We start from the raw sequence: 17339 nt of genomic DNA, 5'->3' as shown, positions 1-17339 counted from the left end.
GGCGGTCAGGATGAACGAATGAAAGAGATTATGCGCGTTGCCGTGGGTCAGGTGTTTTTGTGCTTGGAGGGCCAGCCAGGTGGGCGTTTCGTGGACCTTCGCATTCGCGAGAAGAGAGAGAGCGGTCGGCCCGGCCGGACCATGGCGTTGGGGAATCAGCACCGATCGGGGCTATTCGCGATCGCGATGGGCCTGCTTGCTGTGGGCAGCTCGCTGACGCCTGAGGAAGCATTCGATCAAAGCAAAACTATCGGCGCTGTTCGAAAGCGGCCCGATCGTATTCCTCTACGCAAGCACGAATGGGAGCAGTTGGATAGGATTCTATCGGCCGATGCCGATGAAGCACGGCGGACCATCCAAGTCGCGAACGCGATGCATCGCAAGCTCCAGCGCCGAATGCACATTGTGCAGCGCTGCGTGCAACTGATGGAAGTGCTGGACGACCAGGATGCGCAGCAGATTGACCTACTGCTCACGCTTGCAGCCACTGGCCGTCCGTTGCCGTTTTCGATTCATGTGGGGCTGGCGCCAAGTCCCGAGAATGAAGAGCTTCGCGGCGGCGTTACGCATTGACGATGGGCCCGCTGCTCCGATGCCAGGCCTCTTCAAGTCGACGCATGGCATCGTAGACCTGGTTCGGTGCCAGGTGTGCATATCGCTCGGTCATCTCGATCGAGGAGTGGCCAAGGAGGTCTCGAACGACCAGCAGCGGCACGCCAGCCATAACCAACCAAGAGGCGCAAGTGTGCCGAAGGTCGTGGATCCTGAAGTCGTCGATGTTGGCTTTGGTGCAGAGGGATCGGAAGCCCTTCTGAATGGTGCTCAGGGGCTTCGTGTGGTCCCGCGGAGAGGGGAAGACCCAAGGCGACGTGGGGCAGTGCTCCGCGCGCCACGCGGCCATTTTATTGAGAGCCTCAAGCGCCGGCGCGTTCAACGGGATGATCCGATGCTTTTTGGTCTTGGTATCCTCGCTTTCAAGCGTTATGAGACCTTCCTCGGTCCTAACGCGTTGCAGGCGGAGTTTAAGCAATTCGTTTCGGCGGCACCCGGTGTGCAATGCCAACTGGATAAACGACGGAAGGTGTGGTCGCACTGCCATGGCCTCGGCTACCGAGATCATTCGCTGGGCTTCACCCCTCGTTATCCAGCGTGTCCTACCTTCTGGAACTGGCAGAGACATGCCCACCAGAGCGTTGGGCAGGTTGAGCTCGTGTAGGAAGTTGTACCAGTTGATCGCGGCGCTGAGGTCATCCAGCTCGCGGTTGATGGTCGCCGGGCTTACCCCAGCGGCTTGGCGGAGCGTGATGTAGCGTTGGACGGTCGCACGGCGCAGACTGCGAAGTGCGCGGCCCTTGAAGAAGCGGTCAAGCTGCAGCCGGCTATACCTGAATCTCTCCGTGTCCTTGCCCGAGGCCTGGTAGGCCTGCATCACGGTCTCGTATGTCGGATTCTCGTCGACGCCACTGTCGTCATCGGTGTGTCCAGTTTCACTCACGCCATCGATCGGCGGACGGGCGGACGCTGGGAGGGCGGAGGGGTATGGAGCTGTTGCGAGAGTATGGTCCATGTCAGTGGCCGGCCGTTACGCCCAGGAAGCGTTAAGGGAGGGGGTCACGTACGACCGACATTCGCAAATATCTGGCAAATGATGATAACATATTGACATGAATCGACTTTTTCGCATATTTGCGGGACCGTTTGACCGTAAGCGCTTAGAGCGCTTGCGGGACTTCGTCCTGGAATCGGGCCAGGGCGGAGCCGAAGACGTATCGATTCAAAAGTTCGGCGATCTTGTTCGGGCCTCGAAGACCACTGCGTTCGGGACGCAGGAGTCGGAGGTTCGAATCCTCTCGCCCCGACCACTCATGTGGTCGAATTCATGAAGGTGTTTCCCGACCCCTTTGGCTGAAAGCCGGTATCGCGCAAGCGTTGCCGGCTTTTTTGCATTTGCGTGTCGGACTCAGTCATCCCGCCGTCATTCCGCGTCTCTAGACTCCCGCCTTTTTCGAACAGGCAGCAGAGATGACGAAGGACAGCAAGCACGGCCAGGGTAATACGCAGATCGTGGAGCAGGTGGCGGATGCCTTGCCGCAGGCGCCCGACAACCGGCGGCGCAGCCTGCTGCGCGCGGGCTTGGGCGTGACGTTGTTGCCCATGGGCGGCAGTTTCCTGCTCAGCGGCTGCAACGGCGGCGGCGATGATGATGACGATGATGGCGACGGCGGTACCGGCAAGCCCCAACCGGCCCTGGTGTCGAGTTTCGCGCTCGCGGTGCTGCCGGACACGCAGTTCTATTCGCGTTACGCCACCGACGCCGAGAACCAGCAGTTCATGCGCAAGTACGGCAGCGAGCCCTACCAGGCGCAGACGCGCTGGGTGGCCGAGCATGCCAAGGCGCTCAATATTCCGTTCCTGGTCCATCTGGGCGACGTGGTCGACCAGCAGGGCAAACCCGACCAGTGGAAGGTGGCCAGCGCCGCGATGAAGGTGCTGGAAGACGCCAAGGTGCCGTATTCGATCCTGGCGGGCAACCACGACGTGATCGTGGACCGCGACTATGTGGACGAGAGCAGCCAGTCGGCCAACACCGACGCGCAGCGCGACCTGGCCAAGGAACCCTACCTGCAGCACTTCAGCGTCACGCGCGCCAAGCAGCAGGCCACCTTCGGCGGCCGCGACGCCAGCGGCTTTCACGAGTACCACGTATTCGAGGCCGAAGGGCAGAAGTTCCTGGTGCTGTCGCTATCCTGGCGCGCGTCGAACGACGCCCTGGCCTGGGCCAACCAGGTGCTGCGCGCCAATCCCACGCTGCCCGCCATCCTGATCAACCACCAGCTGCTGAACATCGACAAGGATGGCGTCAGCCCGCTGGAAGTTCCTTACGGCAAGATGCTGTGGGACAAGCTGATCCGCGACAACGATCAGATCTTCATGACGCTCAACGGCCACTACCACGGCGCCACCCGCCTGACCAAGACCAATGCCTACGGCCACGCGGTGGAGGAAATGGTGGTGGATTACCAGATGGCCTATCAGGGCGGCAACGGCCTGATGCGGCTGTACGAATTCGATTTGGGCAACAACGAGATCCGGGTGCTGTCGTTCTCGCCCTGGGTGCCGCAAAAGCCCAAGGACACGCTCAACGCGTTCGACCAGGCGGTGCTGACCACGCCCAACGAGCAGTTCACCATCAAGATGGACTTCGCCAGCCGCTTCTCCGGCTTCAACAAGACGTTCAAGGCCGCGGCTCCCTCGCACACCTCGCTGGTGGAGCAGGCCACGGCGCTGATCCTGGCCAACTACACGGATCCCGCGACCGTCGAACAGAAGCCGGCCGCCGACAGCAATGACTATCCGCTGGTGGCGGGGACGCTGGCGCATTGGCGCTTCTTTGGCGGCAAGGCCGGCCTGCCCGTCAAGGTGGGTGAAACCGTCGCGGATCTGACCGGGCTGAATCCGATCCGCCGCGCCGCGCTCAACATCGAGGGCGTGGCGGGCGCGCAGGAAGGCGACCTGCTGTGGTCGGACGATCATCACTACCTGTCCGCCGCGCCCGGTTCGGTGCGCTTCCTGAACACCGACAAGAACACCGCGCGCATGAGCTACTTCACCACTGAAGCGGCTGCGGCGATCAACAGCGCCACGGTGCCCAACGGCTACACGGTCGAGGCGTTCCTGAAGATCGACCGGGACTGGAGCGCGCAGAAGCACGCCTGGATGAACGTGATGACGCGCGACGGCAAGCGCGGCGACCTGGCGGGATTCAATGGCGGCGATCCGGAATCTCCGCCCCTGATCTTCGCCGTGTCCAGCCTGCGCGAGATCCAGTGGGAAATCGTGCCGGTCGTGGCCGGCGAGCGCGGCGGCAAGACCAACTGGTCGGGTGAGATCATTGCGGACAAATGGTTCCACGTCGCGGTGGTCAACGACGCCGACACGCACGAGACCATTCTGTACATCGAGGGCGCGCCGGTATTGCGCAACGTCAGCAATGCCCCCGGCCTGGCGACGCTGGCCGCCGACATGCCCTGGGTGATCGGCGCGGGTTCGTGGGACGGCGAGCGCGCCGACGGCTTCTTCGGCAGCATTGGCGAGATACGCATCGTGGACAAGGCGCTCAAGCCCGCGCAGTGGCTGACCGCGCGCCGCGTCGGCTAGCCTTTCATGCGGGGCGCGCGCCACGCGTCCCGCATGCGCTCAGCGCGGCGCCGCCGCGTCTGCAGCCTCGGCCCGCAGGCACTCGATCAGATCCCGCATCCGCGGCGACAAGTCCAGGCTGTTGTGCCGCACGATGCCCAGCGGGCCGAACACGGGCGGCAGTTCTATATCCAGGATGGCGATTTCGCGGCCGCCGGCGGCGTGCCGTGCGACGCAGCGGGGCAGCAGCGACAGCAGGTCGCTGTTGGCCATCAACATCATGTTGTTCAGCGCCGACGCTGATTCGATGCGTGAAGGCGGGTACAGGCCATGGCGCTGCAACAGCATGTCCAGGCCGATGCGCGCCGGGCTGCCGCGCGGCGGCATGATCCACGGATAGGCCGCCAGTTGCGCCCAGGAAACCTGGGCCATATCCATCAGCGGATGTCCGCTGCGCGCGCACACGCACATCGGCTCTTCGTACAGCACTTGCGTCAGGGTGTCAGGCGTGCGTGCGGCTGCGCCCATGCGCGCGACCAGCAAGTCCAGTTTGCGGGTGTGCAGGTCCGGCATCAACGCTTCCAGTGAACCCTCGCGCACCAGCACATTGACGTTGGCCGTCTGCTGCTCGAAACGCAGCAGCGCGCGCGGCACCAGGTAAGCCGCTGCCGCCGAGTTGACGCCGACATGGATGGTTTCCACGTCGAGGTCGGGCGCGGCGGACCATTCGCCGCTCATGCGTTCCAGGTCGCCCAGCACCCAGCGCGCATGGCGGATCAGGGAGTCGCCGTGGGGCGTGGGGAAGGTGCCTTTGGGCGTGCGGTCGAACAGCCGCGCGCCGAGCATGTCCTCCAGTTCCGCGATCATGCGCGACACGGCGGGCTGGGTGGTGGCCATGCGTTGCGCCGCCATGCCCACGTTGTGGACTTCGTCCAGCAACAGCATGAGCTGTAGATGGCGCAGGCGCAGCCGGCCGCGCAGATACCAGCCTGGCTGCAGGGGAGCAGCGGAGTCGGGAGGGCTCATCGCTACATATCAACTCTGATATGGAAAGTGAAAAATATATCATTGGACTGGAATGATGGGCTGGCCGAAGATGATTGCCAGCGAGCCGTCCGCGAATGAGGCGAGCCGCAGGATGGAGACAATCATGCTGAAACTTGCGCGCGGCGCCCTGGCCGCCCTGAGCCTGGCCGTACCTCTGGCTGTTCCCCTGGCGGCGGCCGCGGCCTATCCGGACCGCCCCGTCACGCTGGTGGTGCCCTCGGTGCCCGGCGGCGCGGCCGACGTGGTCGGACGCCTGGTCGCCGCGGAAATGTCCAAACAATGGGGCGTTCCCGTCATCGTGGAAAACCGCGCGGGCGGCGCCGGCGTCATCGGCGCCCAGGCCGTGGCGCGCGCCAAGCCTGATGGCTACACGCTGCTGCTGGGGCCGGACGCCTCGTTCACGGCAGTGCCTTACCTGATGCAGGACGTGCCGTATCGCACCGAGGATTTCGCGCCCGTCGCGACGCTGGCGACCCTGCAATACGTGTTGGTGGCGGCGCCTACAGCGCCATTCAAGTCCTTGCGTGAACTGCTGGAGCAGGCGCGCGCGCGCCCTGACGCCATCACCTACGCCAGCGGCGGCCCGGGTTCGACTCACCATTTGGCGATGGCACTGTTCGAGCACGCGGCCGGCATCTCGCTCAAGCACGTGCCGTACAAGGCCGCGCCCCAGGGCTTTGTCGGCGTGATGGGCAGCCAGGTCGATCTGATGTTCATCGTCGCCAGCACGGCCGTGCCGCAGATCAAGGCCGGCAAGGTGCAGGGGCTGGCCAATGCGGGAGCCGCGCCCATCGCGGGCGCGCCCGACCTGCCGATGGTGAAGGACGAAGTGAAGGACTTCACGTTCTATAGCTGGTTCGGCCTGTTCGCGCCGGCGCGCACGCCTGCGCCGGTGCTAGCCGATTTGCAGCGCGCCGTGGCCACCGTCCTGAAGAGTCCAGAGGTCCGGGACAAGATGCAGGCCCAGGGCATGATCGTGGGCGATCAGGACGGGTTGGGCTTGAGCGAACGCATCGCCCATGACACCCGTGTTCTCGCGCCCGTGCTTTCCGACATCAAGACCGCCACCAGCAAGCAGCAATGAAACGCCCCAACATTCTTCTCATCACGACCGACCAGCATCGCGGCGACTGCCTGGGCTTTGCGGGACGCCGGGTCAAGACGCCGCACATCGACCTGCTGGCGAGCACGGGCACGCATTTCGCGGCCTGCATAACGCCCAACGTCGTCTGCCAGCCTTCGCGCGCCTCCATGCTGACCGGCCTGCTGCCGCTGACGCATGGCGTCTGCGACAACGGCATCGACCTGGATCTGCGCGCCGGCGAGGCAGGATTTGCCGGCAGTCTCGCCGCTGCCGGCTACGACACGGGCTTCATCGGCAAGGCGCATTTCTCCACGCACCATACCTTCCAGGCCACCGGACGGCCCGAATGCCAGTACAGCGAGGCTGGCATGGGACCGGACTGGGCGGGGCCGTACATGGGCTTCAAGCATGTGGAGCTGGTGGTGGAGGGCCACAACTATTGGCTGCCCACGCCGTTGCCCGGCGGCCTGAACCATTCGCGCTGGCACTACGGCGACGGCTTGGGCGAACTGCGCAACCAGCTGTACGAGACCGACCTGGGGCCGGCCAGCGGCGCGCCGCAGACCTTCAATTCCGCCTTGCCCGCAGCCTGGCACAACTCCGCCTGGATCGGCGATCGCACCATCGACTACCTGCGCGAGCATCGCGACCGGCCGTTCTGCCTGTGGGCCTCGTTCCCCGATCCCCATCACCCCTTCGATTGCCCCGAGCCCTGGTCGCGCCTGCACCATCCCGACGAGGTCGATCTGCCGCGCCATCGCGTCACCGACTACGATCGCCGGCCTTGGTGGCACAGGGCCAGCATGGAGAGCAAGCCCATGGGCAATGCCGAAGTGCAGGCGGTGCGGCAGAATTTCTCGCGCATGCCGACCCAATCGGACGAGGCGCTGCGCCGGATCATCGCCAACTACTACGGCATGATCTCGCTGGTGGACCATCAGGTGGGGCGCCTCATGAAGGCGCTGAGCGAGTACGGTCTGGATCAGGACACCATCGTGATCTTCACCTCAGACCACGGCGAATGGCTGGGCGACCACGGACTGATGCTCAAGGGTCCCATGCCATATGAAGGCCTGCTGCGCGTGGCCATGGTGGCCAGCGGCCCTGGCATCGCGGCCGGGAGAAAGGTGGAAGACCCGGTTTCCACGCTGGACCTCGCCGCGACCTTCTGCGACTACGCCGGAGCGTCGGCCTTGGGGCCGCAACACGGCCGCAGCTTGCGCCCGTTGCTGGAAGGCGGAGATGCCTCCCGCGAGTTCGCCTTGAGCGAATGGGATGTGGCGGCATCGCGCTGTGGCGTGGAGCTGAAGCTGCGCACCGTGCGCACGCGCGACTGGAAGCTGACCGTCGAACTGGGCAGCGGCGCGGGTGAGATGTATTGCCTGACGGAAGATCCGGACGAGATGGACAATCTCTTCGATGATCCGGGTCATGCCGCGAAGCGGCGGGAACTGGCCGCCATGCTCGCAACCCGGCCCGCGGACCAATTGCCGGCGCGCGTGCCGGCATCGGGTATCGCTTGAACGCGCGGCGCAAACAGGGGTCAAGCCTGCTCAGTGGCCGGCTGGGCATCAGGCATGGCCACGGCGCTTTTCACTGCGGCGAGCACGTCGTCGCAGATGCGCGCCACCGCGTCTGCCGATCCGCGCACGCCTGGCTGGTTCAGGCGGGTATCCAGCTGAGCGCACTGTTCGGCCAGCGCGGGCAGGCGGAAAATGGCCAGCATGCCGCGCAAGGCGTGCAGTTCGCCGCGCAGGCGGCCGCTGTCCTCGTCGACGGCAGCGCGTTTGATGGTGTCCAGGGACTGCGAGCAAGATTGCTCCAGCGTACGCAGCAGTGCCGGGGGAAAGGCGCGTCCGCCGGTCAAGGCCTGCGGACCGTTGTCGGCCGCCTCCGGGGCTTGCCGCGGGCCGGGTCCGGTTTGTCCGCACACGTCCAGCAAGGCGAGTTCGAGTTCGGCTAGCGGCAGGGGCTTGGTCAGCACCCGCGCGATGCCGGCTTTGCCGCAGCGCTGCCGCTCGTGCTTCGTCACGCAGGCCGTGGCAGCGATGACGGGCATGTCCGGCCGCATGGATCGGGCCTGTCGGGCCAGCGCGTAGCCGTCCATGCCGGGCATCGCGAGATCGGTGACCAGCACGTCATAGCGCTGCGATGCCAGCAGCGCGCAAGCCTGCGCGCCTCCCTCCGCCAGATCGACTTCACAGCCCAGCAGTTTGAACTGTTCTTCGAACAGGCCGCGGTTGGCGGCGTTGTCTTCGGCCACCAGCACCCGCAACGAACGGACCGAATGCCGCGGTGCGGTCGTGGACGCCGCGGTAGCGAGAGGCGCGTCCTGCAGCACATGCCGCAGGGCCGAGGCCAGGCCATGCAGCCCGTACATGGAAACGCTGAGCTTGCGTCCCGTGTCCTGCGGCGTGGCGGGCCCCAGCATGCCGCAATCGATCACCCATGAAGATTCGTCCAGCAATCTGTCTTCGTCCTCCGGCTGCCAGTCGATCTTGTCGCCCCAGATGATGAGAACCGTCGCTTCGTCCAGCATGTCTTCGTCCAGTTCGGATGGATGGCGGCGGGCGTTGACGCGCAGTCCCCAGGTCCGCAGGATGGCTTCCAGGCGGTGACGGCAGTTGTCGCGCGCGGCCAGCAGCAACACCTGCTCGCCGGCGAACCATGGCCTGTCGGCCTCGCGGGCTTCGATGCCCAGCGGCAAGGAAAACGCGAACAGGCTGCCGCTTCCAGGTTCGCTGCGCACGGACAGGGAGCCGCCCATTGCCTCCACCAACCGGCAACACAGTGTCAGCCCCAGGCCCGTGCCGCCATAGCGCCGGCCTATGGTCGCGTCGGCCTGGCTGAAAGCGCGAAAGACACTCTGCGCCTGTTCTTCCGTCATGCCCATGCCAGTGTCCTCGACCTCGACGGCGATGCCGGCCGCGTCGGTCCGGGTACGCAGTACCACCTTGCCTTGGTCGGTGAACTTGATGGCATTGGAGAGCAGGTTGTGAATGACCTGTCCCAGCCGTGTGGCATCCCCTCGCATTGGCTGCCTGAGCGCAGCGCCCAGATCGCCCAGCAAGGCCAGTCCTTTGGCCTGGGCCTGGGGCGCGAACATGGACAGAGCGTGCGAGGTGACTTCGAGCAGGTCGAACTCCGCCTGCTCCAGGCTGAGTTCGCCGGCCTCGATCTTGGAGAAGTCCAGCACATCGCTGATCGTGGCGAGCAGCAGTCCCGAGGACGCGCGCACGGTTTCGAGACGGTTGCGCTGGACCGGCGCCAGGCGCGAGCGCGAGAGCAGCTCCAGGTGTCCCAGGATGGCGTGCAGCGGCGTGCGTATTTCATGGCTCATCGCCGCCAGGAAGGCCGACTTGGCGGCATTGCCGCGGTCCGCGGCGGCCTTGGCTTCGCGCAGGCGGTGGGCTAGCTGGTATTTTTCGGTGACGTCGATGAACGCCGCCACGACCACGTTCGACCCGCGGTAGCGCGCGCCTGCCATGCTGACCGACAAGGTGACGGGAGTGCCATCGCGGGCCACGAACGAGAGGTCTTCCTCGACCACATCCGTGTCGCGCTTCCCTGTGGGTGCGCTGGCGCGCCGCCGATAACGATTGGCCAGCTCTGCCGAAAGGCTGAATTTTCCCACTCCCACGCGCGCGGTCATCTTCTCCATGGCCGGGCTGTGCAGCAGCGGACTGCCGCTGGCAGCGTCGATCAGGCCCAGGCCCACGGGAGCCGTCTCGATGAGCGTGCGGTTGAGATGCTCGCTCTCCAGCGCCAGCCTGGAACGGTTCATCAAGGGTCGGACCACGCGCAGCTCGAAGTAGAGCAGCAGCGCCCATATCAACGCCAGCGTGGTTGCAGTCATGATCGCGGGCGTGGTCAGCTGTGCGCTTATGGCATTGACGATGCTGCTCCAGTCCAGCGTAAAGACCAGCACCCAGTCCGTGGGCCCCAATCCTTCCGAAATCGAAAACTGGCCAGAGCGCGTCCTTTCCTGGCGCGTTCCGGCAGGAATATCGGCGAGGTCGGCGGCCGGAGCCATTTCCTGAGCGTCGCCGGCACCGGCGCCCGGCGATGCAGCGATGAGTTGGCCGCTGGCGGACATGATGGCGAAGTCGCCCGCCTGCCGGTTCACTGCCTGCGAAGCGCCGGGTTGCAGGGGGGAATACTCCGTCACCAGCACGGCGACGGGCACGCCCTTGTCCAGTATGGTTCCACCGATGCGGAATACCTGCTTGCCCGTGATCGGATTGGCGACGGGAGGGATCCAGCGCAAGGAGCGCCATGTGTCGGTGCCGGCATCGGTGGCGATCAGCATGCGCCGGCTGACTTCGCCGGTCAGCAGGGCGAGGTAGCGGTCGCGGTCCGCCAGGATCCGCTGGCGGACCGCTGCTTCGGGGGCGGGAACCAGGCCGGCGATGCTGCCATTGACGCCAAAGAAGAACGAGGCCAGCGAGTTGTCATGGGCTGCGGGCCCGCCTGAGGGAATGCGGCCGATCTGCTCGGCCAGATTGAAGAACTTTCCTGTCGCACCGTTCGTCACCCGGCCGCCGCCCGAACCCAATATCCATTGAGAGCGGGAATCCTCGTCGGACTCCACCAGCAGCTCTTCGCCCCGGCTGCGGTACTTTGCTATCTGAGCGGCATCAAAGGGCGCCGCTTCCCGCCACATCAGCTCCGCGCTTGCCTGGCTGATGCGGAAGGCGTTCTCGCGCGTATAGATTTCCTTCATGAGCACGGCGTGTTCGGCCACGAACGATTGGCGCACGTACTCCAGATATTTTTCGGCGGTGGTCTTGGCTTCCAGGGCGAAGGTCAGCAGCACCGCGACCGTGATCAGCACGCCGCCGCCCAGGCTCTGCCAGCGCTGATAGCGGCGAAAGCGCGTCACGGTGTCGAGCCGCGAGGGGCTCAGGCGGTGGCGTAGTCGAATCAAGGCGCGGGGGATGCGTGTCAGGCGGCGCCGGCATGCGGTCGTGGATGGGGCGCTGCAGGTTTCAGGGGGGGCGGGCGCAGTTACTTGAACATTTTTCCGACAGGCGTGGCGCAAAGGCGTACCGGCGGTTTTGACATGGATCAAGCGGCTGCCACTCGGGCTCGGTCGCGTTCAGCGTGTCGACATTGAACAAGAGGCAAGCGCAGCCGCCGCCGGAGATTCAGCCGTATTCTCATCCTCCGCTTCGGGCAGCGTCACGTCGGTCATTGGCAGGGCAGCGCAGCCGTAACGGATCAGGTCCGCGTCGCGTTCGATGCCCAGCTTTCTCATCGCGCTGCGCTTCTGGGAACTGACCGTCTGCACGCTGCGGCTGGAGATCTGCGATATCTCGGTAATGGTGGCGCCCGCGCAAAACAGACGGATGATCTCTGCCTCTCGCCGCGTCAACCGTGGCTGTTGCGCCGAGAGGGATTCGCGGATGATCATGTCCTTCACGGTCGGCGAATAGTAGGTCCGGCCGCGGCTCATCGCGTGTATCGCTTCGGCGATATGGCGCGTTGAATCCGCCTTGCTGAGGATGCAGAGGTTCTTTTCGGCCAGCAGCGCCCGCAGCAGCGTGGGATGCTCAACCATGGTGAGCACGGCCACTCGCAGCGCCGGGTAGCGTCGCCGCAGAAATCCAATGAGCCCCAGCCCGTCGCCGTGCTTGCCGCCCGGCATCGCGTAGTCCGATACCACCGCGTCGCAGGGTTGGGTTTCCAGCAGGGCCACCAGGTCCGTGGAGTTCCTGGCGCAGCCGATCACCTCGATGGCCGGGTCGCGCGCGAGCTCATGGCTCACGCCCAGGGACACGATGGGATGGTCGTCGGCAATGATGACGCGGATGCGGCCGTGTGACATGTTTCTTTTCCCGTTCATCCAGAGCCTGCTGCGGAACTGCCGTGCGTCCATGGCGATTGCCGCCAAGTTTCGCAAGCAGACGTTTGAAACGCTGTATGTGCGCGGCGGCTGTGACTATGCCGCTTGCAGCCATATTACCGACGGCGTCCTCGCGAAAGAATAGGAGGAGTACTAAAGTACTGCGCTTGCCGCAACCGCAGCCAATCGCGCTGCGCGGCGGGCGGTCGCCATATCGTAGAAGTACGACTCCGCTTTCGTAGTCTTCCCACAGTTCCACGCCTGTCCGCTCCGTATTCTGCCGGCAGGACGAGTATCGCCCGGCATGGCCGGCGAGTCAGCCGGTCGGGGACGAGCGCTTCCCGTGCAAGAACGGCAAGGAGCGGGGGGATGGGTGATGAAAGGGGAGAAAGCGCGCTATCGGATGGCCGCGCTGGGCGCCGGGCTGGCCATGGCCTTGTGTGCGGACGCTTTGCGGGCGCAGATCCCGGATGCGGGGCGCGCCATTCGTGACCTGCAATCGGTTTTGCCCGCCATGCCTTCGGGCCACACGGCTCCCGAGGTGCAGTTGCCCGAGCCGCAGCCGCCTGCAGCCGTGTCCGGCGTTGCGGCCGCAGGCCCCGCCGTCCGGGTGCTCGAGTTCCATGTCGAAGGCAACCACGCCGTTGACGCAGCGACATTGCAGGCGGTGCTGGCCGATCTGACGGGCGCGGCGCTGACGTTCCCGGACCTGCGCGCCGCCGCTGATCGCATCACCGCCTATTACCACGATCAGGGATATGTGCTGGCGCGCGCCTATCTGCCGCCGCAAGCCATCGATGCGGGCATCGTGCGCATCGCCGTGTTGGAGGGCAGGTATGGCGAGATTGGCCTGCGGAACCGCGCGCGGGTCCGCGATGCCGTGCTGGAGCAGGCGCTCTCCGCCCTGCGTCCGGGTCAGGCGGTGCAGGCCGGCGAGCTGGAGCGCGCGCTGCTGCTGTTGAGCGACCTGCCCGGCGTGGCGGTCAAGGGTACGTTGCAGCCTGGTGCAGAAACCGGGACCACCAGCCTGCTGGTGGACGCCGAAGCGGGACCGCTCGTCTTCGGCAGTCTGGACGCGGACAATTTTGGCGGCTACTACACAGGCGAGTACCGGCTGAGCGGAAGCATCGGCGTCAACAACCCCCTGCGCCTGGGCGACCAGCTCAATCTGCGGCTGTTGGGGAGTGATGGCGGCCAGCGCTACTACAACGCCGCCTATCAGCTTCCACTTGGCTCCCGGTCCACGCGCGTCGGCATGGGCGTGTCCAGCATGCGGTACGAACTCGGCAGGCGTTTCGGCCCTCTGGGGGCGCACGGCCGCGCCGACGTGTCGACCGTGTTCATCCAGCAGCCCTTGGTGCGCTCGCGCCACGCCAGCTTGCGCCTGCAATTGCAGCACGAGCGCAAGCGTTTGGTCGACAGCATGGATCTCTTCGAGGTAAGCAGCCGCAAGCGTATCGGGCTATGGACTTTGGCCCTGGCCGGCAGCAGCGAGGACGGATGGTTCGGTGGCGGACGGACCGCCTTGCAACTGTCGCATGGTCGAGGCCGGCTGCGCCTGGGCGATCCACAGGCCGAGGGCGAGGACCGCCAGACAGTGCGCGCCGCCGGCTGGTTCGCCAGGACCAATCTCTCGATCAGCCGCTTGCAGCAGCTCACTGGCCGCTTACAGCTATATGCGCGGGTGGATGCGCAGTGGGCTTCGAAGAACCTGGACAGCTCTGAGAAATTCAGCCTGGGCGGGCCCTATGGCGTGCGCGCCTATCCGTTGGGCGCGGTCAGCGGCGACGAGGGCTGGCTGGCCGGCGCCGAACTGCGCTACCAACTGGCTCCCGGGTGGCAACTGAGCGCCTTCGCCGACCGGGGCAACGTGCGCCTGAGCAAACGCCGCTGGACGCCCGGCCGCAACCACAACGGCCTGGCTGCGGCGGGACTCGGCGTCACGCAGTACGGCGCCGGCCATCAGGTGAACCTGAGCGTCGCCTGGCCGATGGGCCGGCAGCCGCCCGCCACGGAATCCGACCGGGAGCCCCGCTTCTGGCTCCAGGCGTCGCGCTATTTCTGACTCGGGCGCACCACGCGCGCAGTTTTCTTAACCGGCGCAGTCTGCCATTGCGGCGGATCCGCCATTCTTGCGAGGCAATCATGAACAAGACATATGCACTGGTATGGAACGAGGCCAGACAACGCTGGAACGTGGCGCGCGAGTCCGCGCGCCGCCGCGGAAAAGCCGGGAGCGGCAGGCGCGGCCGCGTTGCGGCGCTGGCCCTCGCCGGCCTGGCGGGCCTGTCTTGCGCGCATGCCGCGCCGATGGGCGGAACAATCGCGGCCGGCAACGGAATAGGCGATATCCACGCCACGCTGGACCAGAAACAGGTGTCGATCAATCAGCATACGCAAAAGCTGATCATCGACTGGAACAGCTTCAGTATCGGCGCGGACGAACGCATCACCTTCAACCAGCCCGGCAGCGGCTCGATCGCGCTGAACCGTGTGAATGGCCTGTCGCCCAGTTCCATCCTGGGACGCATGGACGCCAACGGTCAGGTTTTCCTCGTCAACCCCAACGGCATTGTTTTCGGCAAGGGCGCGGAGGTCAACGTGGGCGGACTGGTCGCCTCGACCAAGCAGCTTTCCGACGCCGATTTCAACGCGGGCAACTATCGCTTCACCGGGGCATCGGGGGCCTCCGTGCTGAACCAGGGCGTGATTGCCGCGCGCGACCGCGGCAGCGTCGCGCTACTGGGCGCCAAGGTCAGCAATCAGGGGGTGATCCGGGCGCGGCTGGGGCGGATCGCGCTGGCGGCCGGCGGAGAGTTCACCGTGAACTTCGACGGCAATGGCTTGCTCGATCTGCGGATGGATGGCGCCGCGCTGTCCGCCCTGGCCGAGAATGGCGGCATGCTGAGCGCCGACGGCGGGCAGGTGCTGATGACGGCCAGCGCCGCGGGAGCGGCCTTGCGCACGGTGGTCAACAGTCAGGGCATCATCGAAGCGAAGACGCTGCAGGGTCAAGGCGGCAAGATTACGTTGGACGGCGGCGGTGACGGTCTGGTGGTGGCTGCGGGCAAGATGAATGCCAGCGCGCTCGCCTCGCATGGCAACGGCGGCGAGGTGGAGATACGCGGGCAGCAGGTGGCCGTGCGGCTCGGCGCCGAGGTCGATGCGCGGGCATTGAACGGCGATAGCGGAACCTGGCGCATCGCGTCGTCAGAGGTGACGGTGGGCGCTAACGCCACGGCGGCAAACGTCACGGTGCACGCGGACACCGTCGCCAGCAACCTCGCGGCCACCAACATCGTGCTGGAAGCCGCTGCGGGTGACGTCGTGCTCAATGGCCCGATAGCGTGGCACAGCGGCAACGCGCTCGGCTTGGTTGCGGCGGGTGATATCGCGGTCAACGGAGACCTGGCCGCAACCGGCCAGAACGCTGCCATCGCCATGTCCGCCGGCGGGGAAATCGCGCTTGCCGGCAAGACTGCCATTAGCGGCGTCAATGGCGCCCTGTCCATGCAGGCGCCGGGAGGCCATGTGCTGGGCGAGGGGGCGGCGATCACGCTGTCCGGCGCAGGCGCGTCGTTCAGCGCCCATGGCCAGCGTTACGCGGTGATCCAGAACCTCGCCCAGCTGCAGGACATCGACCGCAATCTGAGCGGCTTGTACGTGTTGGGCAACAACCTGAGCGGACGCGGTTCGATCCAGGCGATAGGCGGTCCGTATGGCATCTTTTCGGGCACGTTCGACGGTCTGGGCAATACGCTCGGCGGCTATTCGGTCAGCGGCGCCGGTCCCAACGTGGGCTTGTTCGCCGCGTCGTCCGGCAGCATCAGCAATGTCAACCTGGCGTCGATGACTGTCAATGCGCCGGCCACCGGCGCGGCATCCATGTCGGTGGGCGCGCTGGTGGGCCGCAATTCTGGCCAGATCGTCAATGTGTCCACGACCGGAATGTCCGTGAAGGGCAGTTCGTATCACCGTAACGTGGTGGGCGGTCTGGTGGGCACCAACGCCGGCGGCAGTATCGACCGCGCCACCGTTGCAGGCAGCGTATATGCAGGTTCGCACACGATCGCCATAGGCGGGCTGGCAGGTGAAAATCTGAATTCCGCGGCGAGCCGCGGCGTCATTACGCGTAGCGTCTCGCGCAATGTCGTATCGGGCGCGATGCAGCGCGACGAGCTGGGCGGCATGGGCGGCCTGGTTGGCGTGAATCGCGGCTTGGTTGCGGACGCGTCCAGCCACGCGAACACGCAGGCCACCGGCGCAGGCCTCAATGTTGGCGGACTGGTGGGCAGCAACCTGGGCGGCGACATCGAGCGCTCGATTGCGACCGGGCGGGTGCAGAACGGCAGCAGCGCATACACCGGAGGCCTGGTGGGGGTGAATAGCGGGACCATTTCGGGCTCGGCCGCGGAAGGTGGCGTCAGTGCCGAGGGCGGCGGCTCCACCGGCGGCTTCGCAGGACGCAACAGCGGTGGCGGCCTGCTGCTGGATGTCAAGGCCGGGGGCGATGTGACGGCCGCCTATGGCGTCAATGTGGGCGGCCTGGTCGGCGCCAACGATGGACGCATCGACACGGCGGAGGCGGGTGGCGAGGTCAAGGCCGGCTACAACCGGAATGGAGGCCGGGCCGGCGGGCTGGCCGGCTACAACAGCGGCACGATAGAGGCCTCCGTAGCCCGCGGCAAGGTTGCGGGTGGAGACTACGGATACGCCGGCGGGTTGGTCGGCTACAACACCGGGACGCTGGGAACGGTCAACGCCAGCGGCAACGTGACGGCCGGGAAGAACAGCGCGGCCGGAGGGCTGGTCGGGGCCAATCAGGGCTTGATCGTTTCCGCGATGGCCAACGGCAATGTCTACGGTGGCTTCAACAGCCGCGTTGGCGGCGTGGTGGGAGAGAACGGCGACATGGGGGAAGTCCTGCAGTCGTCTTCCGCCGGTGAGGTGGGAGGCGCCGGCCAGGCTTACCTGGGTGGCATCGCGGGTCTCAACCAGGGCGCGGTTTCCTATTCCAGCGCGAGCGGCAAGGTGAATTTCGCCAACTCTCTTCAGCATACCTATGGCGGACTGGCCGGCGCGAACTACGGGGTGATGCGCGCCAACAGCACGTTGGGGCTGGCATCCCTGGTGCCGCCGGTGGGCTTGAACTACGGCATCGTCGAGCGTTGATGGACAGTGCATGAACAGGGCCATGGGCGCGCGCGTCCATGGCCCTGTTGGCAT

At 65.8% G+C, this 17339-nt stretch carries 10 protein-coding genes and 1 tRNA gene; 7 read left to right on the top strand and 4 right to left on the bottom strand.

The window, feature by feature from the left end; translation table 11 throughout:
- Nucleotides 1–18: 18 nt before the first annotated feature.
- Complete coding sequence (locus IAG39_RS28905) at nucleotides 19–573, top strand: hypothetical protein (RefSeq protein WP_006227465.1); 555 nt, start codon at nucleotides 19–21, stop codon at nucleotides 571–573.
- Here the strand turns inward: IAG39_RS28905 and IAG39_RS28900 are convergent.
- Complete coding sequence (locus IAG39_RS28900; RefSeq protein ID WP_081247811.1) at nucleotides 563–1567, bottom strand: tyrosine-type recombinase/integrase; 1005 nt, start codon at nucleotides 1565–1567, stop codon at nucleotides 563–565. The genes IAG39_RS28905 and IAG39_RS28900 overlap by 11 nt on opposite strands.
- A gap of 181 nt (nucleotides 1568–1748) precedes the next feature.
- Between IAG39_RS28900 and IAG39_RS28895 the strand changes: the two genes are divergently transcribed.
- Together IAG39_RS28895 and IAG39_RS28890 are read left to right on the top strand one after the other, a co-directional pair.
- Nucleotides 1749–1862, top strand: a tRNA-Pro gene (locus tag IAG39_RS28895).
- A gap of 160 nt (nucleotides 1863–2022) precedes the next feature.
- Nucleotides 2023–4158: a LamG-like jellyroll fold domain-containing protein gene (locus tag IAG39_RS28890; protein ID WP_118931620.1), complete on the top strand. Its 2136-nt coding sequence runs from the start codon at nucleotides 2023–2025 to the stop codon at nucleotides 4156–4158.
- A 39-nt stretch (nucleotides 4159–4197) separates the two neighbouring features.
- On the opposite strand, the gene IAG39_RS28885 is transcribed toward IAG39_RS28890, so the two are convergent.
- Entirely contained in the window at nucleotides 4198–5163 is a 966-nt protein-coding gene (locus IAG39_RS28885) for a LysR family transcriptional regulator (protein ID WP_118931621.1), read from the bottom strand.
- Between the two features lie 124 nt (nucleotides 5164–5287).
- Here IAG39_RS28885 and IAG39_RS28880 point away from each other — a divergent pair, with 124 nt between their 5' ends.
- Both IAG39_RS28880 and IAG39_RS28875 read left to right on the top strand, forming a co-directional pair.
- Nucleotides 5288–6268 (top strand): tripartite tricarboxylate transporter substrate binding protein, encoded by a 981-nt coding sequence (locus IAG39_RS28880; protein ID WP_165867775.1) that lies wholly within the window; start codon nucleotides 5288–5290, stop codon nucleotides 6266–6268.
- A complete protein-coding gene (locus tag IAG39_RS28875; RefSeq protein WP_118931623.1) occupies nucleotides 6265–7791 on the top strand; it encodes a sulfatase-like hydrolase/transferase in 1527 nt (508 codons plus the stop codon). Before IAG39_RS28880 ends, IAG39_RS28875 begins: the two co-directional genes overlap by 4 nt.
- A gap of 20 nt (nucleotides 7792–7811) precedes the next feature.
- Here IAG39_RS28875 and IAG39_RS28870 read toward each other — a convergent pair whose 3' ends face one another.
- Nucleotides 7812–11195 (bottom strand): hybrid sensor histidine kinase/response regulator, encoded by a 3384-nt coding sequence (locus tag IAG39_RS28870; protein WP_124260341.1) that lies wholly within the window; start codon nucleotides 11193–11195, stop codon nucleotides 7812–7814.
- 171 nt (nucleotides 11196–11366) lie between these two features.
- The gene (locus IAG39_RS28865; protein WP_316253270.1) at nucleotides 11367–12146 is read right to left on the bottom strand and encodes a response regulator; all 780 of its coding nucleotides are present in this window, start codon (nucleotides 12144–12146) and stop codon (nucleotides 11367–11369) included.
- A gap of 343 nt (nucleotides 12147–12489) precedes the next feature.
- On the opposite strand from IAG39_RS28865, the gene IAG39_RS28860 reads away from it, so the two are divergent.
- Complete coding sequence (locus IAG39_RS28860; protein ID WP_223283294.1) at nucleotides 12490–14178, top strand: ShlB/FhaC/HecB family hemolysin secretion/activation protein; 1689 nt, start codon at nucleotides 12490–12492, stop codon at nucleotides 14176–14178.
- Nucleotides 14179–14258: 80 nt separating this feature from the next.
- Nucleotides 14259–17285, top strand: coding sequence for a filamentous hemagglutinin N-terminal domain-containing protein (locus tag IAG39_RS28855; RefSeq protein WP_118931626.1), 3027 nt, complete (start codon nucleotides 14259–14261; stop codon nucleotides 17283–17285).
- Nucleotides 17286–17339 lie beyond the last annotated feature (54 nt).

It is taken from the genome of Achromobacter xylosoxidans (assembly GCF_014490035.1).
Classification (GTDB): Bacteria; Pseudomonadota; Gammaproteobacteria; order Burkholderiales; family Burkholderiaceae_B; genus Achromobacter; species Achromobacter bronchisepticus_A.
The sequence above is the reverse complement of the archived record's forward strand: the minus strand, read 5'-3'. Positions and strand labels throughout refer to the sequence as shown.